The following is a 26,456-nucleotide window of genomic DNA, read 5'->3' as shown; positions in this document are numbered from 1 at the left end:
GAGGTTAAAATGCAGGCGGGGACGGCGGCAGAGGTCTTTCCTTACGGAAGATTGCAACCTTACATTGTAAAAGACGGGGCCCAGTGTTTGAAACGCGGGCAGGATCTGGTTTTATCTCTCGTTTTATTGATCATGCTCGCGCCAGTGTTGGGGATACTCGCCATCCTGGTTTGGCTGAGCGGACCAGGACCTGTTATTTACCGGCAGCTTCGCATCGGAGCGGGCGGGCAACCCTTTATATTGCTGAAATTCCGAACCATGCGGCACGATCCCGGGGCGCCGTTTGAGCAAGCCAGGCCAGACGATGAACGTGCCACCCCCGTGGGGAGGTGGCTCCGCCGCCTTTCATTAGATGAGCTTCTTCAGTTGATTAATGTGTTGCGGGGTGAAATGTCTTTGGTTGGCCCGCGCCCGCACGCGCCGGAAACCACGGTGGAGGGGGTGCGCTTCGACGCCGCTTTGGCGCTTTACCCGCTCCGCTACCGTGTAAGGCCTGGGATGACGGGTTTGGCTCAGATACGCGGACAGCGCGGCGAAACCAGGCATCTTCGCGCCCTGGAAAGCCGGTTGGCCAGCGATCTCGAATATATCCAAAACTGGTCGTGGGGGCTGGATGCCGCCATCCTGCTGCAGACCTTGCCGGTATTGGTTGGGCAGGGCGGTGCGGTCTGAGATAAGGCTGGTGGCGGGCGCGCGACCGCCACCCGGCGCTTATGACGCGGATATCATCATCCTCTCACTGAACCGGCCGGCTGAAACCAAAGAGGCGATTGCTTCGGCTTTGGGGCAGCGCGGCGGGGAGTTTCATGTTTCCGTGCTCGATCAGGGGTCCAGCCCGGAAATGTTGCGGGAATTGATTGAGCGTTTTGGTAAAACCCGCAATTTCGCGCTTTATGCCGCCAGCGCCAATCATGGCGTGGCGGGAGGGCGTAATCGGCTAGCCGGGTTTGGCCATGGTCAGATTCTGGTGGGGCTGGATAATGATGCCCGGTTTGCTGATAACAAGGTTGTGGCGGGCGCCGTGCGGCGCTTTCAGCGTGAATCTGATCTCGGTGCGCTCGCGTTTTGCATTCTCGCGGCGGATGGGCAGGCGCCGGATTTAGGATGCTGGGGATATTCTCCAACCTTGCTGCCGCGCTTGCGCGGGCGGTTCGAGGTGACACGCTTTGTCGGCGCTGGCCATGCCATCCGCCGCGCGGCTTGGCAGGCCGTGGGCGGGTATGATGAAAGCTTCTTTTTCGCTTGGGAAGAATATGATTTCTGTTTGTCCGCGATTTCCCGCGGGTGGCGTATTCTCTATGATGGCGGGTTGAGCGTGATTCATACTTCCGCCGTAGAGGCGCGGCTGCGTTGGCAGGATGAGAGAACAAGGCATTTCATCCGCAACCGCCTCATCATTGGCCGGAAATGGGGGCAATCATGGCTGACCCTTTCCCCCCGTATTTTGGGCTATGGCTTGGTGGCCGCGCGGCATGCCCGCCTGAAGGCGGCTTGGGATGGCATAAGGCAGGGCATGACCGCACCTATCGCAGAAGTGCGCACCATGCCCCGGCTGATGCGCGATTATATCAAGCGGCATGAGGTGAGACACCAGGCCCCGCTGTTCTCGCGTTTGTTGAGGGCCTGTGCGCGCTGATTTGAAAAAGACGGTAGCGAACGCCGCCAAATCGCCGCTTCTCTACCACCCGCGAGGGGCATGATCCTGCTACATCCCCCCATTGTGGTTACGGATACCCCGCGCTAAACGGCTTAACTCGCCAAGGGATACGTGGGCACTGACAATTTTTCGGCCTAAGAAGGAAGGCTTTACCCAATTTTGGTTTAGCGCCCCAGCTTCGCCTCATGAGAGAGGGTTGAAGCTTTTATTTCTAATACATGATCGTTTCTCTTTCCCTAACTGATTTCCGTTCCTACGCCGCGCTGCGTTTCGCGCCTGGGGAGCGGCGACTGGTCTTCGCCGGGCCGAATGGCGCGGGTAAGACCAACCTGCTCGAAGCCTTGTCGCTGCTCGTGCCGGGGCGGGGCTTGCGCGGTGCGCCCGGTGCGGCTCTGGCGCGGCGCGGCGGTGCCGGAAGGTGGGCGGTGGCGGCGCGCTTCGCTGATGGGCTGGAGATCGGCACCGGCGGAGCCGCCCAAGGCCCGGACCGGCGGGAGTTCCGGCTGAACGGGGTGAAGCCGCGGACGCAATCAGAGGTGGCGGAGCAGCTCGCCGCCGTGTGGCTCACCCCGCAGATGGACCGGTTGTTCACCGATTCCGCCTCGGGCCGGCGTCGCTTTCTCGACCGGCTGGTGGTGGCGCTGGAACCCTTTCATGCCCGGCAAATCGCCGCGTTCGAAAACGCCGCCGCCCAGCGCAACCGGCTCCTGGGTGAGGCCAGGGCGGATGCCCGCTGGCTCGCGGGGCTGGAGGACGCGATGGCCCGGCATGCCGTGGCGGCGACGGCGGCGCGGCTTGCCCTCATTGCCCGCCTCAACGCCACGCTGGCGGCGGGGGCGGCGGCGCCGTTTCCCCTGGTGCGGCTGGCGTTGGATTGTCTCATTGGTGCGCGGCTGGGAGCCGCTCCGGCTCTGGATGTCGAGGACTGGCTGCGCGGGGCGCTCGCGGCCAGCCGTGCCACCGACGCCCAGGCGCGCCGGGCCGGGTACGGGCCGCACCGGACCGATCTCCTGATGGCCGACGCGGAGGGGCAGCCCGCGGCGCTCGCCTCCACGGGCCAGCAAAAGGCGATGCTCCTTGGCACCATTCTCGGCCATGCCGCGTTGATCGCGGCGGCGCGTGGCCAGCCGCCTTTGTTATTGCTCGACGAGCCGCTGGTGCATCTGGACATCGCCAGGCGGCGGGCGCTTTTCGCCGCCCTGGCGGGGGCGGATGTCCCGGCCTGGATGACCGGCACGGATCTGGAGCCCTTCGCGGGTTGCGCGGCGGCCCGATATATGATCCGGGAAGGGGAGATTTTGGCCGAGGCGTGAATGGCCCCGGGCGGCTTGGAGACAGCGAATGAGCGGGCGGAAATTATATCTGGAAGATTTGGCGGTGGGCGACGAGTTCCGCAGCGGCGAGCATACGCTCGATGCGGAGCAGATCATCGCCTTCGCCAAGCAGTTCGACCCGCAGCCTTTTCATATCGATGAGGCGGCGGCGAAGGAGAGTTATTTCCAAGGCCTTGCCGCCAGCGGCTGGCATACCATGGCGATCAGCATGAAGCTGCTCGTTGCCGCCATCCCGCTGGCGGAAGGGATCATCGGCGCGGGGGGGGAGGTAAGCTGGCCGCGCCCGACCCGCCCGGGTGACGTGCTGCATGTCGAAAGCCGGGTGATGGCAATCAAACCCTCGCGCTCCAAGCCGGACCGGGGGATGGTGACCATCCGTACCCAGACCCGTAACCAGAAGGGCGAGGTGCTTCAGGATTTTACCGCCAGCGTGCTGGTCTTCGCGCGTGGAGCCTCGGTCCCGTGAGGCTTCTGCTCATCGGCGATCTGCTCGGCCGCTCGGGCCGGGAGGCGGCGCTCAAGCATATTCCCGTCCTGCGCGCGCGGCTGCGGCTCGATTTCGTGGCGGTGAACGCGGAGAACGCCTCGCACGGTTTCGGCCTGGCGCCGGAGATGGCGGAGGCGCTCTTCGCCGCCGGGGCGGATGTGATCACACTTGGCAACCATGCCTGGGACCGCCGGGAGATCATCCCGTATATCGCCACGGAGAGACGGCTGCTGCGCGCCCTGAATTTTCCCCCCGGCACGCCCGGCGAGGGCGCCTATCTCGCCACCCTGGCGGATGGGCGCAAGGTGCTGACGGCGCAGGCGATGGGCCGGCTCTTCATGGAGCCGCTCGATTGCCCGTTCCGTGCCGTGGAGGAATTGCTCACCCGCCATCGGTTGGGGGTGACAGCGCAGGCGATCCTGCTCGATATCCACGCCGAGGCGAGCTCGGAAAAAATGGCCTTCGCCCATGCTTTCGATGGACGGGTGAGCGCCGTCACCGGCACCCATACCCATGTGCCGACGGCGGACCATCAGATTCTTCCGGGCGGCAGCGCCTATGTCACCGATCTCGGTATGAGCGGCGATTACGATTCGGTGATCGGCATGCAGACGGGCGCCGCGCTTGGCCGGTTCATTCGCAAAATGCCGGGAGAAAAGCTGAGCCCGGCGGAAGGTGAGGCCACGCTGTGCGGCGCCTTTGTGGAAACGGATGATGCGACTGGCCTCGCGCGGCGGATTTCACCGCTGCGCCTGGGCGGCAGGCTGGCGCCCGTGATGCCGGACGCATGACAGAGCTGGCAATGCAGGCCGCTCCCGCCGGCAAGAGGCGGGATAACGTCAATATCGAGTTGCTGCGGGCCTGCGCGATTTACGCCGTGATTCTCATCCATTGCACGATGGGATATTACTATGATGAGACCTTGATGAAGGCGCATCCCCGCCTCTGGCTCGTGCCAAATTTTTATTATGCCTTCTCCCATTTTTGTGTTCCCTGCTTCTTCATCATATCGGCTTATTTCCAGATCAATCGCGATCAGCCCAGGCCGCCTCTCAAGACGTTGAAACGGGTCGTGTTACCGTTTCTTTTCTGGTCGCTGGTTTACGCCTATGTGAACCATATTCATCCTGAGACCGAAATCATTCGCCGCATGTTTCTCGATACGACGAATTTTCACCTTTGGTTCCTGCCCGTTTTTACCGGTTACGCGGCGCTTTTACCCCTATTGCTGGCCTATGCCAGACAGGGAGAAGCCGGAAGGCAAAGACTGCCCGTTTTGCTGATCTTCGTGTTTTCTATCATTCTGCCCTCGTTGAATGGTTTTTTGAACGGGTTCGGCTTCATTCATCTCGACCTGTCTCCGCTCAATCAATTCGATTTTACTCTGCCCTCGTTTTTGCTGTTCGGTCTCTGCGCGCCATTTCTCATCCGCGATATGAAGCCCTGGGCGGCGGCGGGCCTTTATGTACTGCTTTGTGGCTTGAACATGGCGCTGGCGGTGAAATTCGCCCGCCACCAAGGCGGACCGAACGAATTCTGGTATCAATACACGTCGCTCTTTATTTTCCTCTCCTCCTTCGCGATGTTCAACCTGTTCATGGGTTTTGATCTGGCCAGGCTCTCAGTCAGAGCGCGCCGTCTGATCATGGCGCTGGGTGATTGCTCCTTTGGAATCTACCTCATCCATTGGTGCGTTTTTTTGGCGCTGCAAAGATTTGGGGTGATGGTGGCGCGGCAAATCGTCATCGGGCCGCCGGTCAACGCCGCGCTGATCTTTTGCGTTGCTTTTCCCATCATCCTGGTTTGGAAGCGCGTGCCCTATCTAAAAGAGGTCGTGTGATTTTGGCATTCACCGAATATTAAGCTCGTTGCGGCACACAGAGAGACGTGGTGTGAGCAAACGGGCTGGATGGCATGTCTTCACTGATCCTGGAACTAAAACAGGGCGAATCGATGATTCTCAACGGCGCGGTCATCCGTTTCAAGACCCGCGCCCGGCTTGAACTGAATAATCACGCCCGTTTTCTGTTCGGCAAACAAATCATGCAGGTGGAAGACGCTGTGACGCCGGCACGGCGGGTCTATTTCGCTTTACAGCAAGCCTATATCGGGCCGGAAGAGGAGCGCGTGGCCGCGCTGGCCGGGGCGAAGGAGGCCGCTACCGCTGAATTGGCGGCGGCGCCGGAAGCAGAGAAGGCGGCTTGGGCGGCATTGCTATCGTTGATCGCGGCGGAAACCGGGTTCGAGGCGCTGAAATATGCGCGTGGCATGGTCCGGGCCGAGGAAAAATTCAAGTCCTAGGCACTCACACCGCGCAGTGCCTCCAGCCGCGTGAATAACGCGGGTACATCCGGCTGCACCTCGTAGAGATTCAAAACCTCCGGCCGGGCAAAGCCGCGCTTTACCGTTTCCTCGACCATTGCCAGGAAGGGCGCGGCCCAGGCGAGAATATTGACGATGATGATCGGTTTGGCGTGCTGGCCGAGCTGTTTCCAGGTGAGGATTTCGAAGGTTTCATCATAGGTGCCGAGGCCGCCCGGCATCACCACGAAGGCATCAGCCAGAGCAAAAAGGCGGCGCTTGCGGGTGTGCATCGAATCCGTGACGATCAGCTCGGTGAGGCCCTGCATTTCCACCTCGCGCTGGCGGAGAAAATCCGGAATGATGCCGGTAACCTCGCCGCCCGCCGCCAGCGCCGCCCCCGCCGTAATGCCCATGAGTCCGACATGGCCCCCCCCGAAGACGAGGCGCATGCCACGCCCGCCCAGCCCCGTTCCCAGCGCGCGGGCAGATTCGGCATAGGCCGGGTCGGCTCCCGGATTGGAGCCGCAAAACACGGTGACGGAAAAACTGCCCATCGAATCTCTGCCTCGCTTCCAGTTCTGGCCCGTTCGTGGCAGGCTGGGACCGCCATGGCAAGCAACCCCGTTTCACACCACCCCGGCGCGGCGCCGCCACGGCCGGGCTGGCGCCTCGCCCTGCTCGTCCTGCTGGTTTTGCTGGCGCTGGCGAATGGCCTGGTGCTCGTCTTGCATCTCCGCCGGCAGCAGCCGATCCCGGCGCTTCCGCCCGCCGCGCCGGTCTCCAAGCCGCAGACGCGTGGCCCCGCCCCGCCGGGGTTTGACATCGTGCGCGTGGATGCGGCGGGCAATGCCGTGCTGGCCGGACGCGCCATGCCGGGCGCCACGGTGACGGTGAAGGATGGAAACGCCGTGCTCGGTGCCGCCAAGGCGGATACGCGCGGCGCTTTTGTATTGCTGCCGTCTAAGCCGCTTCCTCCCGGCCAGCATGAAATCACCCTCTCCGAGACTCTGCCGGATGGAAACATCATAGAGGGTGAGCAGAGCGCTTCCATCAACCTGCCCGGCCATGGCGGGCAGGCGCTCGCCGTCATCTCCGGCCCTGGTGGCAGCGCCGTGGTGAGCGGGCAGGGTCCCCAGCCGGGCGAACTTGGCATGGGGGCGGTGGATTATGATGCCACGGGCCATGCCATTTTCAGCGGCGCCAGCCCTGCGGGAGCCCGCGTGGCGGTGACGCAAGGGGGCAAGACGCTCGGTATTGCCCAGGCCGACGCCAATGGGCATTGGCATCTCCAGGCGCCGGTGCCCGCCGGGCCGGGGATGATCACGCTGAAGGCAACCACCGGCAGCGGCGCTGCATTGCCCGAGGTGAGCGTGCCTTTCGCGCCTGAGACGCTCTCCCCCGCGCTGGGGGAAGGCCAGGTGGTTATCGTTCCTGGTGATAATCTCTGGATGATCGCCCGGCGCGTCTATGGCCACGGGGTCCGGTATTCGCTGATCTATTCCGCCAATGCGGGGCAAATCCGTGACCCTGATCTCATTTTTCCGGGGCAGAAATTCTCCCTGCCGCCGCAACAGGCGCGCTGAGCGTCACGGGTTTTTGATATGAATTTGAAAGATACGGTCAAATCGGTTCTGAGCCCGCCTCATAAGGCGGGGTATCCGTTTATCGCCGGCGGCGTGGTGGTAGCCCTGCTCGGGCTGTTGTTCTGGAAGCCACTCGCCTGGCTCGGCCTGCTCTTCACCCTGTTCTGCCTCTATTTCTTCCGCGACCCTGAGCGCGTGCCGCCGCCGCGCGCCAATGCGGTTCTCGCTCCGGCGGATGGGCTGGTGGTGAGCATCATGGAGGCGGTGCCACCGGCCGAGCTGGGCTTGACGCCAGAGCCGCGCCTGCGCGTCGCGATTTTCCTCTCGGTGCTGGATGTGCATGTCAACCGCGCCCCGATTGCCGGCATGGTGCAGAAAATCGCCTATCATCGGGGGCTGTTTCTCTCCGCCGCCGAAGACAAGGCGAGCGATGATAACGAGCGTAATTCCATCCTGCTGCGCACCCCGTTTGGGCAGGAGCTGGTGGTGGTGCAGATCGCCGGGCTGATCGCACGGCGCATAATATGTGACATTGCCGAAGGCCAGGCCCTGTTGGCCGGGCAGCGCATCGGCATCATCCGCTTCGGTTCCCGGACCGATATCTATCTTCCTCATGGCGCGGCGCCGCTGGTGGCGGTGGGCCAGCGCATGATCGGCGGGGAGACGGTGATTGCCGAATTGCCCGAGCCTCTGCCCGCCGTGATATGAAACCGGCTGGCGTTCTGCCCCGGCGGCAGCGTCTCGCCGGGCTCAGCTTCAACCGGGTGCTGCCCAATCTGATGACGCTGCTGGGTTTATGCATCGGCCTTTCCTCCATCCGGCTGGGACTGGACGGCCGTTATGGCGCGGCGGTATTGGCCGTTTCCGTCTCCGGCGTGATCGATGGGCTGGATGGACGGCTGGCACGGCTGCTCAAGGCGACGTCCCGCTTTGGTGCGGAGTTCGACTCGCTCGCCGATTTTCTCTGTTTCGGCATCGCCCCGGCGCTGCTGCTTTATATCTGGTCTCTGGAACCCTGGGGGGCGATCGGCTTTCTGCCGCCCTTGATGTTCACCTCCGCCATGGCGCTACGTCTGGCGCGCTTCAACGCCACGTTGGACAGCGCGCCCAAACCCGCCTTCGCGCAAAATTTTTTCACCGGCGTGCCCGCTCCCGCCGGAGCTTTGCTGGTCCTCTGCCCGCTTTTTCTCGGCCTCGCGGCTGGGGAGCATGGGCTGTTCGGCCTGCAAGCGCTGGTCAGCTACCCGCTTTTCACCGGGGCGGTGATGGTGGGGGTGGCATTGCTTTGCGTCTCCACCCTGCCGGTTTGGAGCTTCAAGAATTTCAAAATTCCGGCGGCGGAGATTTTGCCGCTGCTTCTGGGCGTGGTGGTCTTCGCGGCGCTGGTTTTCGCGGATCCCTATAGTGCCGGAGCGCTGGCGGGGTTGGCTTATGTCGTCATGCTGCCCTTTTCCCTGCGCAGCTACCGCAAGCTGGCGCGTGAGGCCGCGGCCTGGCGCGCGGGCCTGGTGGCGGGGCGGGGCAGCGAGGGCGACTCGAGCAAGTGAAGCGCGCCCGCCATAAGCGGCAACGGCGGAGATAAGCCCTGCTGGAGGCGCGGGTCTGAGCCGCGTCAGCCTTCCACCTCGGTTTCGGGCCTGTCGGTGCCGAGGGAGGTTTCCGTATGCCAGCTGCCGTCCGAAGTCTCATACATAATGAGAGTGGTCTCGCCAGGGACGCGTTGCTCAGCGGCCACCGCGCGCGCCGCGGCGAGCGCCGCCTCGCGAGTGGCGAATGTTTCTGAAAAACTACCGTTCAGCGTATAGGCGAAGCCGCCATCATGCGGGACGATTTTGTAATGCGCGGTGGTCATGCGGCGCTTCCACTCCTCATCGCTAACCTTGTTTCAATATAGGTCGCGGATCGGGGCTTTCCATGATCCGGATCAAGCCATCGGGTCAGGACGCCAATATTATTACGCCGCTCCCTTGCGTTGCGGAGGCAGACGCACTTCATTTTTAACATAATACGGAAGGAGTGGCGGCAAGCGTGAAAACGGAAAGAAAGACCGCTTTGGTCATCGGCGCCTCACGCGGGTTGGGGCTTGGTTTTTTAAAGGAGTTTCTCCGGCGCGATTATCATGTGACCGCCACGGTGCGCGCCGCCATCACCGGCGCGGGGTTGGAGGATTATTACGAGCAATTGACGATGGATACGCTGGACATCAACAATCCGCATCTTACCGAGGCGTTTCTTGCCCGGATGCAGGACCGCCAGTTTGATGTCATCGTGCTGAATGCCGGCATTTACGGCCCGCAGGGCCGGGGGCTGAGCGACGCGACGGCCGAGGAGATTTCGCATCTGATAATGACCAATGCTGTCGCCCCGGTGCGGCTGGCCGAACGCCTGGCGCCGCTGCTCCGGCCGGAGACGGGGGTTATCGCCTTCATGTCCTCGGCCCTTGGCAGCCTGGAGCTCAACGCCAATGACGGCAGTGTGCTCTATAGCGCCAGCAAGGCGATGCTCAACCGGCTCACCCGCTCCTTTGCCGCCGCGCACGACTATCTCACCATCATCAATCTCCATCCCGGCTGGGTGCGCACGGATATGGGCGGCCCCAACGCGCCGCTGGATGTGGAAACCAGCGTCCGCGGCATGGCGGACGTTTTGGAATCTCGCGCCGGCAAAGGCGGACACGAATTTCTGGATTACCGGGGCAAGATCATCCCCTGGTAGACAAAGGAGGGATGATATGAGCGGGGATGGCGCGCCGCCCATCAGCGGGATACTCGAAACTTCCCTCTATGTGGCGGAGATGGCGCGGGCCGTCGCGTTTTATGAGGGGTTGCTCGGGCTGCGCTGCATGGTGCGCGGCGAGCGGCTGACCTCTTTCGATGCCGGGAGGCAAGGGGTTGTGCTATTGTTCCAGCGCGGCACGACCGCGGAGGATATCCATGGAAAAGGCGGCGTCATCCCCGGCCATGAGGGCGCGGGGCGGTTGCATATGGCCTTCGCCATCCCGGCGGAAAGCTACGAGCCCTGGCGCGCGCGGCTGGCCGCGGCGGGGGTAAATCTGCTGGGAGAGATGCGCTGGCCAGCCGGCGGGCGCAGCCTCTACTTCGCCGACCCGGATGGGCACGTGCTGGAATTCGCCACTCCGGGGTTGTGGGCGAATTATTAATCACCCACGGCTGGGCGTTTGGTTTCACCACGAAACCTGCTAGAGCGCCGCGATGGACCAAGCCCTGCACCAAAGCGAGGCGGCATCGGGCATCCCGCCCCGGCGCAGTTTCGCCATCATCTCCCACCCCGACGCCGGTAAGACGACGCTGACCGAGAAGCTGCTGCTCTTCGGCGGGGCCATTCGCGAGGCGGGGATGGTCAAGGCGCGGCAAGACCGCCGCAACACCCGCTCGGACTGGATGAAGATCGAGCGCCAGCGCGGCATTTCCGTTACCTCATCGGTGATGACCTTCGAGTTCGGCGGCGCGGTGTTCAACCTGCTCGACACGCCAGGGCATGAGGATTTCTCCGAGGATACCTACCGGACGCTGACAGCGGTGGACAGCGCCGTCATGGTGATCGACGCGGCGAAGGGGATCGAGCTGCAGACCCGCAAGCTTTTCGAGGTTTGCCGCCTTCGTAATATTCCCATCACCACCTTCATCAACAAGATCGACCGGGAGGGGCAGAATCCGTTCGCCCTGCTGGATGAGATCGCCGATACGCTGGCGCTGGATATCTGCCCGATGGTCTGGCCGGTGGGCATGGGCGGGCTGTTCCGGGGCTGCTACGATTTGCGCCATGACCGGCTGGTCTCGGCCCGCCGGCCAGGCGAGACGGCGGCGGAGGCGGCGGATTTCGCTATCCCGCTGGCGCAGAAGGCGCAGCTGGATGAGGAGGTGGAGCTGATTCGCGCCGCTTATCCAACGTTCAACCGCGCCGCCTTCGAGGAAGGGCATCTCACCCCGGTCTATTTCGGCTCGGCTTTAAAGGATTACGCCGTGCGGGAATTGCTGGAAGGGCTGGTGGCGGACGCGCCGCCGCCGCAGCCCCGCGCGGCGGATACGCGCGCCGTGGCGCCGGAGGAAGGCCAGGTCACCGGTTTCGTTTTCAAGGTGCAGGCCAATATGGACCCGCAGCACCGCGACCGTATCGCCTTTACCCGCATCTGCTCGGGCCGGTTCAGACGCGGCATGAAGCTCGTGCATTCTCGGACTGGCAAGCCGATGGCGATTCAGGCGCCGATCTTCTTCTTCGCCCAAGACCGTTCATTGGCGGAGGAAGCCTATCCGGGAGACATCATCGGCATTCCCAATCACGGCACGCTGCGGGTTGGCGATACGCTAACCGAGGGCGAGGCTCTACGCTTCACCGGGATACCGGATTTCGCCCCCGAAATTCTCCGCCGCGTGCGGCTGGCCGACCCGATGAAGGCGAAGCAGATGCGCAAGGCGCTGGAGGATCTGGCGGAGGAGGGTGTTACCCAGGTCTTCCGCCCGCTGACAGGCGCGGACTGGATCGTCGGCGTGGTCGGCATGTTGCAACTGGATGTGCTGGCGAGCCGGATCGAGCAGGAATACAACGTGCCGGTCGCCTTCGACCCTGCCCCGTTCGAGACGGCGCGCTGGATCAGCTCCGCCGATACCGCGCGGCTGAAATTTTTCATCGAGATGAACAAGAGCGCGGTGAGCGAGGACCGGGACGGCGCGCCCGTTTATATGGTGCGCAACGGCTGGGAACTGAACCGGATGAAGGAAAATTTTCCTGAACTCGTCTTTTCCGCCACGCGGGAGCGGCGCTGAGCGGAATATACCGGGTCAGCCTCACGGGAGGCTGCTCTCAATAATTGAACTGATAGCTGAGCCCGACGCTGCTGCCATCCTGGCCGGAACTATCCGTGCCGGTGGAGGTCTGAAGCTTCAATCCCTTATAAAGGTTGATCTCGACATTCGCGGTGGTGCCCTGGCCGTTGGCGGCTTGGCTCGCGCCGACATATACGCCGGGCATGACATAGCGCCCCGCCTGCACGGAAGGCATGCCAGTGGAGGAGGAGCCGATGGAAAGCTGGTCCAGCCCCAGCGCGTTGCGTACGGAATCGAGCGGGCTGGCCCCGCCGCCCACCCCGGCGATCTGCGCCAACGCCGCCGCCAGCGAGGCTGCCTGAAAGGGCGACAGGCTGGAGGAGCTTTGCCCGAAAAGTAACTGGGCGAGAATTTCATCCGAGGGCAAGGGCGGCGAGCTGGTCAGGGTGATCTGCGGCTTTTCGGCGGTGCCGCCCACCACCAGCGTCGCGGTGCCATTATTGCTGGTCGTCGTGGTCGCCTCCAGGTCGAGCGCCGGAATAAAGCCGCCACCATTGAACTCAATCTGGCCGGAGGTGAATTCCAGCGCCTTGCCTGCCAGAGAAAAATTGCCCCGGATCAGCTTGAAGCCGCCAGAGGGTTGCGGGTCCGCCAGCGTGCCGCCCACCTTGATGTGGCCGCCCAGCTCCGCGAACAACCCGTCGCCCCGGATGAAAATTTGGTTTTTGGCGCGCACGTCGAGCGCCAGGTTGACGGGCGGGGCGGGCGGGTGCGGCCGCGCTGGCGGCGGCGGAGCGCTGGCATTGTGGATGGGCAGGTTGGCGACGGAGGGTGGCAGGGATTTCGGAATGTTGATGTTCGCCTTGAGGATGTCGATCCGTCCGCCCAGGAGCGAGCTTCCTTTCAGCGCGCCCCGCCAAGTAAGGGCGGTGTCGAGCGTCTCGGTTATGAGATCCGAGGAAAGCAGCGTCGCGTTATGCGCGTTGAGAACGAAATTGACCGGCATGGAAGCCGCTCCGGCATCGATGGTCCCGTGGCCGGTAAGGCTCCCCTTGCCCGCGGTGGCGGAGAGGCTTTGCAGGGTGATCAGCCGGTTTGCGGCGGCGAGGCTGGCATTGATGGCGGTGAGGTTGAGACCCGAGGGGATGTCCGCCACGCTGCCCTGGGCGAGACGCAAAGTTCCGTTGGGTATGGGCGCGCGCGGTGTGCCGGTGACCTGCAAGCGCGTGGTGACAATGCCACGAATCAGCGTGCCGCTCGCGGACAGGATAGGGTCCAGCACGCGCAGATCCAGCCGCCCTGCCAAGGCGAGGTTGAGCGGTCCCGTCATGCTGAGCGGGGCGGTGCCATTGGCGGTCAGATCGATGTCCTGCCCGGCTTTGACGGTCAAATTCAACGCGGCGCTTTGCTTGGCGATATCGGCCCGGGCATTGATGGCGGCGGGAGGCAGCACGGCGGCGCCGCCGGTGGTGGCGTGGAGATTTCGCGCGGCGAGGCTGATCTGGCCGGAAGGGGTTCGGGGCGTGCCGCGCAGCTGGGCACTGGCATTCACCGTGCCGGTGGCAGCCACCCCTTGCGCGGCGAGGGCGGGGTTCAGGGGCTGGAGATTGAGCCGGGCGGTGAGGGCGAGGTTCATTGGCCCGGCAAGGCTGAAGGGTACGGTGCCTCGCGCCGTGACATTACCCGCCGCGCCAGCATCGGCGGTAAGATCGAGATCGGTGCTGCCGCCCTTGAGCGCCGCCGTGCCGGAAAGAGCGATGGCGGGCAGACCGGCGGTGGCTTTGCTCATATAGCGCAGGCCGCTGGCTTTCACGGTGAGTTTGCCGAGCGGGGCCTTGGGCGTGCCGGTGATGTCGGCGGTGAGATTGACGAGACCCGCCGCGTCGATGCTGGGCAAAGCCAGCTTTGCCATTGTGAGGTCGAAATTCTTGACCGCGGCTTGAGCGTTCAACCCGGGCGAGAGTGTTCCGTCCAGCGCGACGCTGCCCTTGCCCAGCGCCAGATTAAGGTGATGCACCGTAAGGCCCGGCCGGGTTTCGATATCGGCGGGGCCAAGGAGGCGGGCGGGAATTCCGCGCCATTGCGCCGTGAGATTGGCGAGATGGGCGCTCGCGGCGGGAAGATTGAGCGTGCCGGCCAGGCTGAGCCGCGCCGGATAGGACATCAGCCGGGCGATGCTGGCGTCCAGCTTCACCCCCAGGGCGGCGGGTTCGCCCTCGGCGTTCAGCGTGCCATTAATGGCACCGAGGCTCGAGAGGGCGATAAGATTTTTCGCCGTCACGTCCAGGCCAAAATTCCGCCCGGTCTGGTAGGAAAAATCGCCCTTGACCGCTCCTTGCAGGCGGGTCCCGGTGAACAAATCGAGGTCTGAGAGCGAGGCGAGGGCGAAATGCGCGATGCCGGTGGGCAGGGCGGCTCCCGCGGCCAGACTCAATTGGGCGGTGGCGCGCAGGGATTTCCAATCGGCGCGGGTGAGGCCGAGGCTTAAATTGCCCTGGGCGTCGCGGGCGAAGGCGGCGGCCAATGCCAGTTGTGACCCTGCCAGCGTGCCGTCGCCGGTGAGGCTGCCTCGCGGCGTTTGGGGAAGATGCGCCGCCTTCAAGGTGAAAGAGAACGGGCCGGAGGGTACGTCCGGCGCGGTGGCGTTGCCGGTGAGCGCCGCCTCCGCCGATAAATCATCCGGATCGCCGTAAAAATGGCTGTTCAGGGCAATGGCGCCGGTAAGCTGCGGTGCCAGCGCGGCGAGGCGGGGCAGGGCGGCGTTGAGAGTAAGGTCGATCGTTTTTTGGCTGAGCTGGCCGCTGGCCTGGGCGTTGAATTGCGGCCCATCCAAAGTGAGCTTGGAAATGGCGAGAACGCCGTCCGCGAGTTTGGCCTGGGCATTGAGGCGGGTTTCGCCGGTGAGTAATTCCTTCATGCCGGACGGGGTCTGGCTGATATCCGCCTGGGCTCGCAGGGCCGCGCTGGCGGTTTTGCCCGCATCCGGGGAGGTCGCCCAGAGGTTCACGGTTAGCCGGCCGCTCAGCCGCTGCCTCGCCAGAGCGGCGACCGGCGTGAGGTCAGGTACCGTGAGAGTCACGTCCGCCGAGGGAGACTGAAAATTGAGGCCGAGCGTGCCCGCCAGGCTGAGCCGGGCCGGGCCCCATGTCACCGCGCCGGTCAGCGGCGCATGGTCGCGGGGGCCGTCGATAGTGATCCCGGCGCTCAAGGGCTGAGATATGCCGGCACCGGCGAGATGGCCGAGCAGTCCGCCCGGCGGCTCTTGCAGAGCCAAAGCAAGCGCGATGGTCTCCGGCGTCAGCGCGCCGGAAAGCCGGTATTCGGCCTGCCGGTCTGGCGTCCCGGCGTCCAGATCCAGCTTGGCGGTTTGGAGATTATGGATGTCGGCGGCGCCCGCGACATGCAGCTTCGTATCCGCCCCGGCGAGGCTGGCGGGCAGGCTGAGCGTGGTGATTTCCAGCCGGGCGAGCCGGATGCGCAAGGGCGGCCAGGAAAGCCCCCCGCCTTTTTTCTGCCTCGCCGCGGCCGGGTAAGCGGGCGGGCGAGCCACGGCGAGGCTCTGGGCGGTGAGCGCCTGCACGGCAAGATTTCCATGCAACAGGGCGAGCGGTGACCATCTGAGTTCCAGCCCCGCGCCCGTCAGCCAGGCGCCTTGCCCGTCCATAATATCCAGCCGGGCGAGCTTGATATCGGCGGGGAAATGCCCGCCGAGCCCGCTGATCCGGACCATGGACCCTGCATATTTATTAATCTGCCGCGCCGCGACAATGCGTCCCGCCTCGCTGTTCAAGGCGATATCCACTCCTGCGATGAGCGCGGCCAGCAGGAGCAGGAGGGAGAGCAGGCCGAGCAGAACGCGTTTGAGCCAGCGCATGGATCAGAACGCCTCCCCGAGGCCGAGGTAAAGGGCGAAGGAATCGCTCCCCGGCGTGCGTTTGAGCGGAAAGGCGATATCGGCGCGAATGGGGCCGATGGAGGTGTAATAACGTAAACCAAGCCCGGCTCCGACCCGCAACTTACCATGGAACGGGGCGGAGCCGGCGCTGACCTGCCCGGCATCGATGAAAGGCACGACGCCGATGGATTTGGTCACGTGCTGACGGAATTCGAAATTGATCGCGTCCATCGCCAGCCCGCCCTCGGGATTATCATCAGCGAATAAGGGGCCAACTGTTTGGTAGGCATAGCCGCGCACGGTGCCGGAGCCGCCCGCGTAGAGGCGCTGGTCTGGCGGCACGTTGAACTGGCTCGTTCCCTGGATGCTCGCTACCACGCCATGCACGGCGACGACGCCATATCCGCCGGGTTCGACGGAGAGATAGGTGGAGCCGGAGCCCTGCATGATGACGAAGGGACGGCTGTGTTTGCCCACCGCTGGATAGGTGGGGGTGATGCCCAGGGCGATATTTTGCCCGCGCGTGGGCTCCAGCAGGCTGTTGGCGGTGTTCCAGCTAAAGCTCACCGGGAATTGCAGCAACACATAGGTGCGGCTTACACCTTCCTGGTCGACCTTTTCGCTGGTGAAGCTGGGACCGTAGGTGATGGTCGTGTGGCTCGTGACCGGCCGCGAGAGCGAGGCGCCGAGAATGAAGCCCTTGCGGTCATAGGCGTTGAGGGATTCCTTCAACGCCTCGGCGGAGAGGGAGAGGGTCTGCCCCGGCGCGTAATAATCGGGTTTGGCGAACACGCCCTTCAAATCGTAACCCGGGGCGGTGGTGCCGGTGCCGCCCAGCCCGTTGGCGGCCATGGAGATGGTGAGCGTCTCGGCGTGGCGGAAGAGGTTGCGGTCCTCCCAGCTGGTGCCGATGGTAAAACCGGTATCGGTGGCATATGCGCCCGAGAGCGAGACGGCATGGCGTTTCTGCTCGACCACATGGAAGGTGACCGGAACCTGGCCATTCGTGGCCTGGTCCGCCGGCACGGGCGAGACCGAGGAAAACACGCCGAGGCCAAGCAGCGAATCCCGCGCGTCGGAGAGGGCGGTGTCTGAATAAAGCTGGCCCTGGCGCAGGGCGATATGGCGGCGAAGAAAATCCGGGTCCGTGCGCTTCAGCCCGGCGAAGCCGATGGGGCCGATATCCACGCGCGGGCCGGGGGTCACGCTGAAGGTCACGTTCAGCCTGTGGCGGATCGTATCCGCCACCGCGTAAGGGGGCGAAACCTTGGCGAAGGCATAGCCCGCGTTCCGCAACTGGCTCGTCAGCTTGGCAGCGGCGGCGAGAATGGGAGCCGCGGTGGCGGTGTCGCCGGATTTTATGCCGGGTTGCGGGGTGAAGCCCGGCGGCAGACCGGAAATGTTCACCTGGCCGAGAGTAAAGAGCGGGCCTTTATCGGCTTTCACTTCCACATCCGCCTCGCTGGCGCGGGGCAGGCGGGTGAGGTGACCGAGTAAAGAGGGATCATCCAGGGAAAGCCCGTCTATGGTGATGCTGACCGTGCCGGAATCATAGCCTTGCGAATGCAGGACGGTGACGAATTGATCCTCATCCGACCGGGAGCGGCCAATGAGGGCGAAGGGCGCCGGGGGCAATTTGCTCCGCAGCGAGGCCAGGGATGAGGTTTCCTCCAGCAATTTGTCGAGTGTGCCGTCCCCGGAGGGAGCAAAATTGACGTGGTATCGTACGGGGTCCGCCCCCTGGGCGGCGCCGGTGCTGAAGGTTAGGCAAAGACAAAGGAGCGGTCTCGTCCATCGGCGCATTGGTGGCAGATGTGGCGGCACGCCCCACCCTTGTCCACTAAAAATAAAAGTTTGGATGCCGCCTTTGCCGCGGTTACCGTGCCGCGCGGTCAGGCTTCGCGGCTCCCGGAGCGCTGAAGCCGAGATAGCGCAAGGCTTGCAGCATATGCGGGGGCAGCGGCGCCTCCAGGCTCAGCCAGCCTCCCTCCGGATGGGGGAAAGCGAGCCGTCTTGCATGGAGATGCAGCTGGGGCGCGAAGGGCTCTGCGAAGACCCCGCCATAGACCTCATCACCGAGAATCGGCGTGCCGAGGGCGAGGCAATGCGCGCGAAGCTGGTGCATGCGCCCGGTGAGCGGCGAGAGCGCCGCCAGGGAAAATTTGCGCCCGGCCTTATCCAGCACCCGGTAATCGGTGATCGCCTTTTGCGCGTCCTCATCCTTGCGCCCGGCAGGGGCCGCGCGGGCGGTGGCGCCGAGGGCGATACGCTTCAGCGGCAGATCGATGCGCCCCTCCAGCGGTTCCGGCAGGCCGGCGAGCAAGGCCCAATAGGTTTTTTCCACCTCCCGGCCCCGGAAAGCGGCGGCGAGGCCGCGCGCCGCCTGGCCGGTGCGGGCAATGACCAGCAGCCCTGACGTATCGCGGTCCAGCCGGTGGACGAGCCGGGGGCGCTCCGCGCCGCTGCCTTGCAGCGCGTCCAGCATGCCATCCACATGCACGGCGATTCCCGCGCCGCCCTGCACCGGCAATCCGGCGGGTTTGTTCAGCACGATCACCGAGGCGTCCTGGTAGAGGATCATGCCTTCCAGCTCCCTGAGCCGGGCCGGGTCCATCTCTACCCTCTGGCGCGGACGCGGCGCGGCGGCCTCCAGAGCAGGCAGGCTCAACACGTCTCCGCCGGCGAGGCGGGTATTGGCCTCGGCGCGGGCGCCATTCAGGCGAATCTTGCCGGTGCGCAGCAGCTTTTGCAGCGTGCCCTGGGTGAGGCCGGGCACGGCGCGGCGCAAAAAGCGGTCGAGCCGCATCTCCGCTCCCGCCTCGGGAATCTGGATTTCAGCCATGCTGCTTCTCTTCGCGCAGTTTCGCCCAATAGGCGAGACGGCGGGAAATCTCGCGCTCAAAACCGCGCTTGGCTGGGCGGTAGAAATCCGGCCGGCCCATGCCCTCAGGGAAGTAATTATCCCCGGAGAAGCCCTCATCCGTATCGTGGTCGTATTGATAACCCTGGCCGTAGCCGAGATTTTTCATCAGTTTGGTGGGAGCATTGAGAATGTTCATCGGCGGCATCAGGCTGCCGGTCTCACGAGCGGCCCGCCCGGCGGCGCCGATCGCCTTATAAACCGCGTTGGATTTGGGCGCGGTGGCGAGATAGAGCACCGCCTGGGCGATACAAATCTCCCCCTCGGGCGAGCCGAGGCGCTCATAAGCCTCCCAGGCGGCGAGAGCCTGGGGCAGCGCCTGGGGATCGGCGAGGCCGATATCCTCCGAGGCGAAGCGGGTGACGCGCCGGGCGATGTAGCGCGGGTCCTCGCCGCCCGCGAACATTCGCGCCAGCCAGTATAGCGCCGCGTCCGGGTCCGAGCCGCGCATGGATTTATGCAGGGCCGAGATGAGATTGTAATGCTCCTCGCGGTCGCGGTCATAAAGCGCCGCGCGGCGGGAGAGAAGCTGGCCGAGCGCGGCCTCGTCCAAATCTGCCGCGGGCGGCAGCGCGAAAAGTTGTTCGGCCATATTGAGCAAAGCGCGGCCGTCGCCATCCGCCATCGCGCGCAAGGCGGCGCGGGCCGCGGGGGTGAGGGGCAGGCTCTGCCCGGTCTCGGCCTCGGCGCGGGCGAGCAATTGCTCCATCGCCGCATCGTCCAGCCGCCGCAGCACGAAGACCTGGGCGCGGGAGAGCAGCGCGCCGTTGAGGGCGAAGCTGGGATTTTCGGTGGTGGCGCCGATCAGCGTGACGATGCCCGCCTCCACCACGGGCAAAAAGGCGTCCTGCTGGGCGCGGTTGAAGCGATGAATCTCATCCACGAAGAGTAGAGTGGACTGGCCCGCGCGGTGAAGCCGCGCCGCCTCGTCAAAAACTTTCTTGAGGTCGGCTACCCCCGAAAAAACCGCCGAAATCTGGCGGAATTGCAGCCCCGCCGCTTCCGCCAGCAGCCGGGCGATGGTGGTTTTGCCTACGCCTGGCGGCCCCCAGAGAATGAGCGAGGCGAGCGAGCCGCGGGTGAGCATGCCGGTGAGGCTGCCTTGCGGGCCAAGGAGATGATCCTGACCCACCACTTCACTCAAGGCGCGGGGGCGCAGCCGCTCGGCCAAGGGGCGGGGCCCGGCGGAAGGGGGCTGCACAGCGGCGGGCGGCCCAAAAAGGTCGTTGTCTTGCGGCATGGCGGATATTTAATCGCCCTGGCGCGCCACCGCCATGCCGGCAAGGTGGATTCCGGTTGCGGCCGGGGCCGGACGGACCTAAATTTAGCACATGGCGAATAAAAATGGTCCAGTGATCGACATGACCCCTGATGGACGCTTCATTGAGGCGCCCAGGCCCTCGCTGACGCAGATATTGCTCCGCGTGCTGGCTTTCGCGGTTGCGCTTTGTATTGGCGCTGCGCTGGTATGGACCGCTTTCCTGATGATCCCCGTGCTGCTCGTGCTGGGTTTCGCCGCCTATGTGGCCGCGAGCCGGCGCCCAACGGGCTGGGGCCGCTGAACACCGCTCAGGTCAGCACCGGCTCCAAGTCCACGCCGACATGCAGGCTGTGGCGTCCGCCGCCCAGAATGATGCCGCGCAAGGGTGAAACATCCTCGAAATCCCGCCCCCAGGCGAGAGTCACATGCTCGTCGTGGACGAGCAGATTATTGGTCGGGTCGAAATCCACCCAGCCAATCTCTGCTCCGGCCCAGGCGCTGACCCAGGCATGGCTTTGGTCCGCGCCCCGCCGCTTGGCCTGGCCGGGGGGCGGCACGGTACGAAGATAGCCCGAGATATAGCGCCCCGGCAGGCCAAGGGCGCGCAGGCAGGCCAGCATGAGATGGGCATAATCCTGGCAGACGCCCGCGCGAATCCTCAAAATTTCCTGGGCGGTGGTAAAGGTATTGGTGACACCGGGTTTATAGTTCATCTCGGTGAAGATACGTCGATTCAGCTCCTGTACCGCATCGAGAATGCTGCGCCCGGGTAGAAAACTCACCGCCGCGTAATCGGCGATTTCGCTCGCCGGCATGGCGAGCTTGCTGGGCAGGCAGAATTCCGCCACTTCGGCGTCTCGTAACCCCCAGGCGGCGATCGCCTCCCAGCGCGGCGTGTCCCAGGCGGCGGGCGGGGCGGGCAGGCTGGCGTCCACCGTGGCGCTGAGGTTCACGCTGAATTGCTTATGGGTCCCCGCCAGCGAGATGCTGGTGGTGTGATTGCCGAAATGATCGATTTCATCGCGCCGGGTATCCGGTGACGGCGAGATGACGAGATGCGCCTCCCGCACCACCTGGCCGGGCCGCCCACGCGGCAGCAAATGCATGAAATGTGTGCCGGTCACCACCGGCTCGGCGTAATCATAGGTGGTTGCGTGGTGCAGGCGGTAGAGAGTCATGCCGGTCCAAACTGAAGGATTATTGTGCCGCTTCCAAGACCTCGTTGTCCTCCAGCGTGTGGGCCTCCGGCAACAGCGTAAAGAAGCGCCGCTGCACGCGGTCCGATATCTGGCGCAACCGGGCGGCGATGGCGCTGAGGCGGGAACGCAGGGTTCCGCCGCTGCTGGCGAGATCGAGCACGTCCTGCAGCAGGTTCCGCACGGTCTCGGCATCGTCCTCCGCGCCCAGCCGGTCCAGGCAGGCGCGGAGAGCGTTGCATTGGAAAGCGAGGGCGCGCGGATTTGCGGGATCGGCGAGCAGCATCGCCAGTACCGGGCCGGGCGCGAGAATACCGGCATGGCGTAACTCGTAACTCAGCACCGAATCGGCCCATTCGATCGCCAGCGCCATGCCGGGCTCCATCCGTTCAGGCGGGCCATCGAGCAGGATGCCGAGCGTGGCGGCGAGGGTTTCGCCGCGCTCCAGCCGCCGCCCCATCTCCAGGAACAGCCATCCTCCGTCGCGGGACATGTTCTCCGCGGCGATGCCGGCGAAGGTCGCGGCGAAGCTGAGCAACGTGGGCAGGGAGGCTTCCTCGTCCGGCAGCGCCTCCTGCGTTTGTTGCAGGGCAAAGCGCACGGTGGCGAGCATGGAGGGGGAGAGTCGTTCGGAGGAGGCGTCAACCAGCCGGGCGACCTCCTTGAGCAGGCCGGCGATAGGCCGCCGCCGCGCGAGAGTCTGGCGCAGGAGCCGCCCGGACAGCGCGGAACCGGCAGCCTCTGACGGTAACAGGCCAGACTGGCCGAGGCAGCGGGAAATAAGCGCGCGCTCGGCCAAGTCACGGGGGAGGGAGGTGCCGGATTCCAGGCGCGGGATGGCCACCATCAGCAGCCGGGTGGCGGCTTCCAGCCGCTCCACCGAGCGGCCGAGCCAAAAAAGATTATCAGCGAGCCGGGAGGGCAGATGGGCGGCGGCAAGGAATTTCACCTTTTCCGGCGGCTCGGCGGGCGGGGCGCCTGAGATGATGCGCGGCTCCTCGCCTTCCAGCACCCACACATCCTTGAGCCCGAGTCCGGCGGGCACGCTGGGCCAGGGCAGGGGCAGGGCGATGCCGCCGGGCAGAACCTGCCAGTCTTCGCCATCCATCCAGGCGAAAAGGCGGAAGCAGAACGGCGCCCAGACAGTGTTCTCCTCGCTGCCGAGAAAGGGAGCGCGCGAGGCCAGGGCGACGGTATCTAGTCCCGCCATTTCCAGCTGTGCCGCCATGCCGGTCAAGGCTTCGGCCTTGGCCTGGATATAAGGGCGCAGCGCCCGAGCCTCCACCAGCGCGCTTCCGGGGGCATTGAGCATGGCGAGCACCCCGGCACGAATGGCCCCGAAGGCGCCAGGAATGCCCGCGCCTGGCCGTCCCCCCTGCTCCAGCGGGTCGAGATCGATGCCTGACACGCCCCGCACCAGCAGCGCCACGTGCAGAAGGCCGCTCAGCGTCTTCATGTGCAGGGCGCCGTGGCGGGTGGCGAGGTCGCCGGGTTCGATCAGCAACACACCGAGCGCGCGGGCGAGCAGCGCGTCATCGAAGGCGTCATGGCCAGGATCGCCTATAGGTCCGGCCCGGCCCGACAGCACCGCGACGAGCCCGCCTTCCGCCCTGCGCTGAAGATGGTCGAGCAGCATCTCCCGCCCGGGACGCAGCGAGCGCAGCCCGCCCCCCCGGAATAATTCGGGGAGGGTGCCGGTGGCGAGACGGCGTAGCGTGAGCGCATGGCCCAGCCCGGGAATGACGCCGGTATGGTCACGCATCACGCGAAAACTTCCATCCGGGACGCGGATGATATCCGCGGCGTAGAGTCCCAGGCGTGGGCTGGCGAGCCGGGAGCGCGTGTGCAAAGGGCGGAGAAAATGCGGATCTCCGAGCACCAGCGCCGGAGGAAGGTCTCCAGAGGAGAGCAGGGTTTGCGGACCGTAAAGATCCTCCAACACATGCGAGAGAAGCGCGGCGCGCTGGCGGACGCCTTCCTCCAGCACCGCGAACTCGGCGGCGGTGAGCGGTGCGGGCAACGGGTCGTAGAGCTGGCCCGCGGGCACCCCGAGCGGTGCCGCGAGGCCGAGATGCCGGTTGAGCGCGGCGGCGCGGCGGCGCGATTCGCCCTTGCCGATGGCCGCCATGGCGTTGAGCACGGGCGCCCAGATAGGCCGGGTGCGGCCCTGGCCGTCCAGAGTTTCATTGCAGGGAGAGAGAGACTGCATTGGCGTAGAATTACCAGAGCGTCATGCGGGTGCCTACCGTAAAGCGCGGCTCGCGTTGTGCTTGGCCCGGATGGTCCGATGATTGCAGGCTCCCGGTGGAATTATCTTGCGGAAATAATAAGTGAGTACAAGATTTAACCCTGATCACGATGGAACCGCCCGGATTGGGAGCGCAGGCATGCTGAAATTCTGGGCCAAACTTGACCCGTCCGAGCCATTTTGCCTCCGGCATGGCCGGGGAGGCGACAGCAATTCATATCCTCAAGCCGGAGGGGGCTGAGTTGAAAGATGTTTTCCGTTATTTATGGCCCGATTACGATCCGGGCCGGTTTTTTTGTGAACTCACGACCCCCCGGCCCGGGGCGGGGTTGGTGCCGCGCCTGCTGGCGGAGCGGCTGAAGGCGATCGGGTTGGAGGCGTTGCGCGCCCGCGCCTCTGCGGCGGAAACCGACCTCATCGATTTGGGCGTGACATTCACCGTTTATAGCGACGCCACCGCCATTGACCGTATCCTGCCCTTCGACTGCATTCCCCGTGTGCTGACGGCGGCGGAATGGGACCTGCTGGAGCGCGCCTGTATTCAGCGCGTGAGGGCGCTCAACCTGTTTCTCGGCGATATCTATGGCAAGGGCCTGGTGGTGAAGGACGGGATCATTCCAGCCGAGCTTGTGTATGGAAACGCCAATTACCGTCCGGAAATGAAGTGTTTTCCCGTCCCGCACGGCACTTACGTGCATGTTTGCGGCATCGACATCATCCGGGACGAGAAAGGGGATTTCCGGGTTCTGGAGGATAATGCCCGCACCCCCTCCGGCGTGTCTTATGTCGTCGAGAACCGGCATTTGATGCTGCGAACCTTCCCCGACCTGATGGCGGGAATCCGGCTGCGCCCGGTGGATGATTACGGGCGGCGGCTGCGCGCGGCGATGGCTGAGGTGGCGCCGGGTGGTCTCGATGATCCTGAAGTGGTGCTGCTTTCCCCCGGCATCTATAACTCGGCCTATTTCGAGCATGTCTTCCTGGCACGGGAAATGGGCGTGCCGCTGGTGGTGGGGGCGGACCTCATGGTGGAGAATGACCGGGTTTACCGGCGCACCACCGCCGGGCCGCGCCCGGTGCATGCCATTTACCGGCGGTTGAATGATGATTTCCTTGACCCTGAGGTGTTCCGCCCGGATTCGATGTTGGGCGTGCCCGGGCTGATCCGCGCCTGGAAGGCCGGTAATGTCGCGATCGCCAATGCCGTCGGCACTGGCGTGGCGGATGATAAGGCGGTCTATGCTTATATGCCGCGCATCATCCGCTATTACCTGGATGAGGAGCCGCTGATTCATAACGTCGAAACCCATATCTGCCGCGAGCCGGAGGGGTTGGCCTATACACTCGCTAATCTCGACAAGCTGGTGGTAAAGCCGGTGGGTGAGAGCGGCGGCTACGGAATCACCATCGGTCCCCGCGCCTCGCTGGAGGAGCTGGCGGCGGCTCGCGCCAGTATCGAGGCCGACCCGGCCAATTGGATCAGCCAGCCGATGATCGGGCTTTCCGTGGGCCCGACCCTGACGGAGGATGGCATCGCCCCCCGCCATCTCGATCTGCGGCCTTTCATCGTCACTGGCCAGGAGAGCTGGGTTTTGCCCGGCGGGCTCTCACGCGTGGCCATGAAGCGCGGCTCGCTGATCGTCAATTCCTCCCAAGGCGGCGGCTCCAAGGATACCTGGGTGCTGGCCGAGCGTTTCGGTGAGGAGGCGCTGCCATGAGCCATATGCGTGACCCGGGTTTACTGGCCCGGGACGCCGAGGGGCTGTTCTGGATGGCGCGCTATCTGGAACGGGTTGAGAACATCGCCCGGCTGATCGACGTGACGCAGAGCTTCGAGAGCCCAGGTTTCGAGACCGAGGCATGGTTCGGACTCATCCGTATCAACGCCGATGAGAAGAATTTCCTGGAGCGCGGCTTTTCGCCCGACGCGGCGCATGTCAAGCGATTCTATCTGTTGGACAAGGGCAACGCCACCTCCATCCCCGCCTGCCTGGAGGCGGCGCGCACCAATGCCCGCACGCTGCGCCCGCTGATGAGCACGGAGATGTGGAAGCAGCTCAACGTATTCCACCGTTTCGCCGCGCGCATTTTGCCGGAGGATTTGGAGGGGGACGCGCTCTCACGCCTTTGCACGCGCCTGAAGGAAGGCGTGCAGGCTCATACCGGCATCACGCAGGGCACGCTCTACCGCGACCAGGGCTGGTATTTCTACGAGCTGGGCCGGTATATCGAGCGCGCCGACCAGACCACCCGCATGCTCGACATAAAATACACCGCGCTGTTGCCGCGCGGGGTGGAGGAAAAACGGGTGGCCGAGCTGACGCAGTGGAATGTGATTTTGCGCGCCGCGGCCGGTTATCATGCCTTCAAGCGTTATGCCCGCGCGACGTTTTCCGCGGAGGATGTGGTGCATTTCCTCTTGCGTGATCCTTCCAGCCCGCGCTCAGCCCTGCTCTGCATACGGCGGGTCGAGCAGCATCTGGACGATTTGCGCCGCCATTATGGGTTGTCGGGCACGGCTGAGGCGATGGAATTGGCCGAGATGCTGCGCGAGTTGCTGACCGAGAAGCCGCTCGGCCATATTCTCGCCATGGGGCTGCATGAATATCTGGATGTGGTGCAAATCAACTTGCAAGAACTTGCTGGCGCCGTTGGCCGGGCCTTTTTTCGGGATTGGCGCCCGGAACCAATCCTGGCCGGTGCCGGACAGACACAAATACAGACACAGACACAGACACAGACTTAGGTGAGCGCGTGAGCCAGACTTCCCTCTCAGAAACTTACAAA

Annotated in this window: 24 protein-coding genes; 16 read left to right on the top strand and 8 right to left on the bottom strand. The window is 64.4% G+C overall.

Annotated features, from left to right (window positions below; translation table 11 throughout):
- The first annotated feature begins 9 nt into the window (after positions 1 to 9).
- From M7H45_RS07950 to M7H45_RS07920, 7 genes are all read left to right on the top strand, one after another.
- Complete coding sequence (locus M7H45_RS07950; RefSeq protein ID WP_298215860.1) at positions 10 to 672, top strand: sugar transferase; 663 nt, start codon at positions 10 to 12, stop codon at positions 670 to 672.
- Positions 673 to 682: 10 nt separating this feature from the next.
- The gene (locus tag M7H45_RS07945) at positions 683 to 1,636 is read left to right on the top strand and encodes a glycosyltransferase family 2 protein (RefSeq protein ID WP_298215859.1); all 954 of its coding nucleotides are present in this window, start codon (positions 683 to 685) and stop codon (positions 1,634 to 1,636) included.
- Between the two features lie 239 nt (positions 1,637 to 1,875).
- On the top strand, positions 1,876 to 2,970 hold the full coding sequence (recF, locus tag M7H45_RS07940; RefSeq protein WP_298215857.1) for a DNA replication/repair protein RecF: 1,095 nt from the start codon (positions 1,876 to 1,878) through the stop codon (positions 2,968 to 2,970).
- A gap of 28 nt (positions 2,971 to 2,998) precedes the next feature.
- Positions 2,999 to 3,457 (top strand): MaoC family dehydratase, encoded by a 459-nt coding sequence (locus tag M7H45_RS07935; RefSeq protein WP_298215855.1) that lies wholly within the window; start codon positions 2,999 to 3,001, stop codon positions 3,455 to 3,457.
- Positions 3,454 to 4,269, top strand: a complete 816-nt coding sequence (locus M7H45_RS07930; RefSeq protein WP_298215853.1) for a TIGR00282 family metallophosphoesterase — start codon at positions 3,454 to 3,456, stop codon at positions 4,267 to 4,269. The genes M7H45_RS07935 and M7H45_RS07930 overlap by 4 nt, the downstream gene beginning before the upstream one ends.
- Positions 4,266 to 5,318, top strand: coding sequence for an acyltransferase (locus M7H45_RS07925; protein ID WP_298215851.1), 1,053 nt, complete (start codon positions 4,266 to 4,268; stop codon positions 5,316 to 5,318). Before M7H45_RS07930 ends, M7H45_RS07925 begins: the two co-directional genes overlap by 4 nt.
- A gap of 74 nt (positions 5,319 to 5,392) precedes the next feature.
- Positions 5,393 to 5,779, top strand: coding sequence for a flagellar biosynthesis repressor FlbT (locus M7H45_RS07920; RefSeq protein ID WP_298215850.1), 387 nt, complete (start codon positions 5,393 to 5,395; stop codon positions 5,777 to 5,779).
- Here the strand turns inward: M7H45_RS07920 and M7H45_RS07915 are convergent.
- A complete protein-coding gene (locus tag M7H45_RS07915; protein WP_298215848.1) occupies positions 5,776 to 6,336 on the bottom strand; it encodes a TIGR00730 family Rossman fold protein in 561 nt (186 codons plus the stop codon). The two genes, M7H45_RS07920 and M7H45_RS07915, sit on opposite strands and share 4 nt — an antisense overlap.
- Positions 6,337 to 6,390: 54 nt before the next feature.
- On the opposite strand from M7H45_RS07915, the gene M7H45_RS07910 reads away from it, so the two are divergent.
- The 3 genes from M7H45_RS07910 to M7H45_RS07900 are packed head-to-tail and all read left to right on the top strand — an operon-like array spanning position 6,391 to position 8,912.
- Positions 6,391 to 7,365 carry an Ig-like domain-containing protein gene (locus tag M7H45_RS07910; RefSeq protein ID WP_298215847.1) on the top strand — a complete coding sequence of 325 codons (975 nt, stop codon included), beginning with the start codon at positions 6,391 to 6,393 and terminating at the stop codon, positions 7,363 to 7,365.
- A gap of 18 nt (positions 7,366 to 7,383) precedes the next feature.
- On the top strand, positions 7,384 to 8,073 hold the full coding sequence (locus M7H45_RS07905) for a phosphatidylserine decarboxylase (RefSeq protein WP_298215846.1): 690 nt from the start codon (positions 7,384 to 7,386) through the stop codon (positions 8,071 to 8,073).
- On the top strand, positions 8,070 to 8,912 hold the full coding sequence (locus M7H45_RS07900) for a phosphatidylcholine/phosphatidylserine synthase (RefSeq protein ID WP_298215845.1): 843 nt from the start codon (positions 8,070 to 8,072) through the stop codon (positions 8,910 to 8,912). Before M7H45_RS07905 ends, M7H45_RS07900 begins: the two co-directional genes overlap by 4 nt.
- A gap of 65 nt (positions 8,913 to 8,977) precedes the next feature.
- On the opposite strand, the gene M7H45_RS07895 is transcribed toward M7H45_RS07900, so the two are convergent.
- Positions 8,978 to 9,217 (bottom strand): DUF2188 domain-containing protein, encoded by a 240-nt coding sequence (locus M7H45_RS07895; RefSeq protein ID WP_298215843.1) that lies wholly within the window; start codon positions 9,215 to 9,217, stop codon positions 8,978 to 8,980.
- 176 nt (positions 9,218 to 9,393) lie between these two features.
- On the opposite strand from M7H45_RS07895, the gene M7H45_RS07890 reads away from it, so the two are divergent.
- From M7H45_RS07890 to M7H45_RS07880, 3 genes are read left to right on the top strand one after another with little or no spacing between them, the layout of a single operon-like run.
- Complete coding sequence (locus tag M7H45_RS07890) at positions 9,394 to 10,080, top strand: SDR family oxidoreductase (protein WP_298215841.1); 687 nt, start codon at positions 9,394 to 9,396, stop codon at positions 10,078 to 10,080.
- A 16-nt stretch (positions 10,081 to 10,096) separates the two neighbouring features.
- Positions 10,097 to 10,525, top strand: coding sequence for a VOC family protein (locus tag M7H45_RS07885; RefSeq protein WP_298215840.1), 429 nt, complete (start codon positions 10,097 to 10,099; stop codon positions 10,523 to 10,525).
- A 52-nt stretch (positions 10,526 to 10,577) separates the two neighbouring features.
- A complete protein-coding gene (locus M7H45_RS07880) occupies positions 10,578 to 12,149 on the top strand; it encodes a peptide chain release factor 3 (RefSeq protein ID WP_298215838.1) in 1,572 nt (523 codons plus the stop codon).
- Between the two features lie 37 nt (positions 12,150 to 12,186).
- Here the strand turns inward: M7H45_RS07880 and M7H45_RS07875 are convergent, their stop codons facing one another.
- From M7H45_RS07875 to M7H45_RS07860, 4 genes are all read right to left on the bottom strand, one after another.
- Complete coding sequence (locus M7H45_RS07875) at positions 12,187 to 16,023, bottom strand: translocation/assembly module TamB domain-containing protein (protein ID WP_298215836.1); 3,837 nt, start codon at positions 16,021 to 16,023, stop codon at positions 12,187 to 12,189.
- A 3-nt stretch (positions 16,024 to 16,026) separates the two neighbouring features.
- A complete protein-coding gene (locus M7H45_RS07870) occupies positions 16,027 to 17,721 on the bottom strand; it encodes an autotransporter assembly complex family protein (protein ID WP_298215834.1) in 1,695 nt (564 codons plus the stop codon).
- Positions 17,722 to 17,920: 199 nt separating this feature from the next.
- Positions 17,921 to 18,886, bottom strand: coding sequence for an RluA family pseudouridine synthase (locus M7H45_RS07865; protein WP_298215833.1), 966 nt, complete (start codon positions 18,884 to 18,886; stop codon positions 17,921 to 17,923).
- Positions 18,879 to 20,204: a replication-associated recombination protein A gene (locus M7H45_RS07860; RefSeq protein ID WP_298215831.1), complete on the bottom strand. Its 1,326-nt coding sequence runs from the start codon at positions 20,202 to 20,204 to the stop codon at positions 18,879 to 18,881. The genes M7H45_RS07865 and M7H45_RS07860 overlap by 8 nt, the downstream gene beginning before the upstream one ends.
- A 112-nt stretch (positions 20,205 to 20,316) precedes the next feature.
- Here M7H45_RS07860 and M7H45_RS07855 point away from each other — a divergent pair, with 112 nt between their 5' ends.
- On the top strand, positions 20,317 to 20,526 hold the full coding sequence (locus M7H45_RS07855) for a hypothetical protein (RefSeq protein WP_298215829.1): 210 nt from the start codon (positions 20,317 to 20,319) through the stop codon (positions 20,524 to 20,526).
- Between the two features lie 7 nt (positions 20,527 to 20,533).
- Here M7H45_RS07855 and M7H45_RS07850 read toward each other — a convergent pair whose 3' ends face one another.
- Both M7H45_RS07850 and M7H45_RS07845 read right to left on the bottom strand, forming a co-directional pair.
- Positions 20,534 to 21,403, bottom strand: coding sequence for a transglutaminase family protein (locus M7H45_RS07850; RefSeq protein ID WP_298215827.1), 870 nt, complete (start codon positions 21,401 to 21,403; stop codon positions 20,534 to 20,536).
- A gap of 19 nt (positions 21,404 to 21,422) precedes the next feature.
- Complete coding sequence (locus M7H45_RS07845) at positions 21,423 to 23,630, bottom strand: circularly permuted type 2 ATP-grasp protein (protein ID WP_298215825.1); 2,208 nt, start codon at positions 23,628 to 23,630, stop codon at positions 21,423 to 21,425.
- Positions 23,631 to 23,860: 230 nt separating this feature from the next.
- On the opposite strand from M7H45_RS07845, the gene M7H45_RS07840 reads away from it, so the two are divergent.
- Positions 23,861 to 25,387, top strand: a complete 1,527-nt coding sequence (locus tag M7H45_RS07840) for a circularly permuted type 2 ATP-grasp protein (RefSeq protein ID WP_408832692.1) — start codon at positions 23,861 to 23,863, stop codon at positions 25,385 to 25,387.
- Positions 25,384 to 26,415, top strand: a complete 1,032-nt coding sequence (locus M7H45_RS07835; RefSeq protein ID WP_298215821.1) for an alpha-E domain-containing protein — start codon at positions 25,384 to 25,386, stop codon at positions 26,413 to 26,415. Before M7H45_RS07840 ends, M7H45_RS07835 begins: the two co-directional genes overlap by 4 nt.
- Positions 26,416 to 26,456: the final 41 nt, after the last annotated feature.

It is taken from the genome of Acidocella sp. (assembly GCF_027352905.1).
GTDB lineage: Bacteria > Pseudomonadota > Alphaproteobacteria > Acetobacterales > Acetobacteraceae > Acidocella.
This window is presented reverse-complemented; position numbering and strand designations above follow the sequence as displayed.

Bases quoted from the DNA above. Each gene is read 5' to 3' on its own strand.
- M7H45_RS07850 (WP_298215827.1), bottom strand. From the start codon at position 21,403: ATGACTCTCTACCGCCTGCACCACGCAACCACCTATGATTACGCCGAG.
- M7H45_RS07835 (WP_298215821.1), top strand. From the start codon at position 25,384: ATGAGCCATATGCGTGACCCGGGTTTACTGGCCCGGGACGCCGAGGGG.
- recF (WP_298215857.1), top strand. From the start codon at position 1,876: ATGATCGTTTCTCTTTCCCTAACTGATTTCCGTTCCTACGCCGCGCTG.
- M7H45_RS07875 (WP_298215836.1), bottom strand. From the start codon at position 16,023: ATGCGCTGGCTCAAACGCGTTCTGCTCGGCCTGCTCTCCCTCCTGCTC.
- M7H45_RS07935 (WP_298215855.1), top strand. From the start codon at position 2,999: ATGAGCGGGCGGAAATTATATCTGGAAGATTTGGCGGTGGGCGACGAG.
- M7H45_RS07900 (WP_298215845.1), top strand. From the start codon at position 8,070: ATGAAACCGGCTGGCGTTCTGCCCCGGCGGCAGCGTCTCGCCGGGCTC.
- M7H45_RS07910 (WP_298215847.1), top strand. From the start codon at position 6,391: ATGGCAAGCAACCCCGTTTCACACCACCCCGGCGCGGCGCCGCCACGG.
- M7H45_RS07885 (WP_298215840.1), top strand. From the start codon at position 10,097: ATGAGCGGGGATGGCGCGCCGCCCATCAGCGGGATACTCGAAACTTCC.
- M7H45_RS07925 (WP_298215851.1), top strand. From the start codon at position 4,266: ATGACAGAGCTGGCAATGCAGGCCGCTCCCGCCGGCAAGAGGCGGGAT.
- M7H45_RS07915 (WP_298215848.1), bottom strand. From the start codon at position 6,336: ATGGGCAGTTTTTCCGTCACCGTGTTTTGCGGCTCCAATCCGGGAGCC.
- M7H45_RS07840 (WP_408832692.1), top strand. From the start codon at position 23,861: ATGGCCGGGGAGGCGACAGCAATTCATATCCTCAAGCCGGAGGGGGCT.
- M7H45_RS07950 (WP_298215860.1), top strand. From the start codon at position 10: ATGCAGGCGGGGACGGCGGCAGAGGTCTTTCCTTACGGAAGATTGCAA.
- M7H45_RS07865 (WP_298215833.1), bottom strand. From the start codon at position 18,886: ATGGCTGAAATCCAGATTCCCGAGGCGGGAGCGGAGATGCGGCTCGAC.
- M7H45_RS07920 (WP_298215850.1), top strand. From the start codon at position 5,393: ATGTCTTCACTGATCCTGGAACTAAAACAGGGCGAATCGATGATTCTC.
- M7H45_RS07845 (WP_298215825.1), bottom strand. From the start codon at position 23,630: ATGCAGTCTCTCTCTCCCTGCAATGAAACTCTGGACGGCCAGGGCCGC.
- M7H45_RS07905 (WP_298215846.1), top strand. From the start codon at position 7,384: ATGAATTTGAAAGATACGGTCAAATCGGTTCTGAGCCCGCCTCATAAG.
- M7H45_RS07895 (WP_298215843.1), bottom strand. From the start codon at position 9,217: ATGACCACCGCGCATTACAAAATCGTCCCGCATGATGGCGGCTTCGCC.
- M7H45_RS07880 (WP_298215838.1), top strand. From the start codon at position 10,578: ATGGACCAAGCCCTGCACCAAAGCGAGGCGGCATCGGGCATCCCGCCC.
- M7H45_RS07860 (WP_298215831.1), bottom strand. From the start codon at position 20,204: ATGCCGCAAGACAACGACCTTTTTGGGCCGCCCGCCGCTGTGCAGCCC.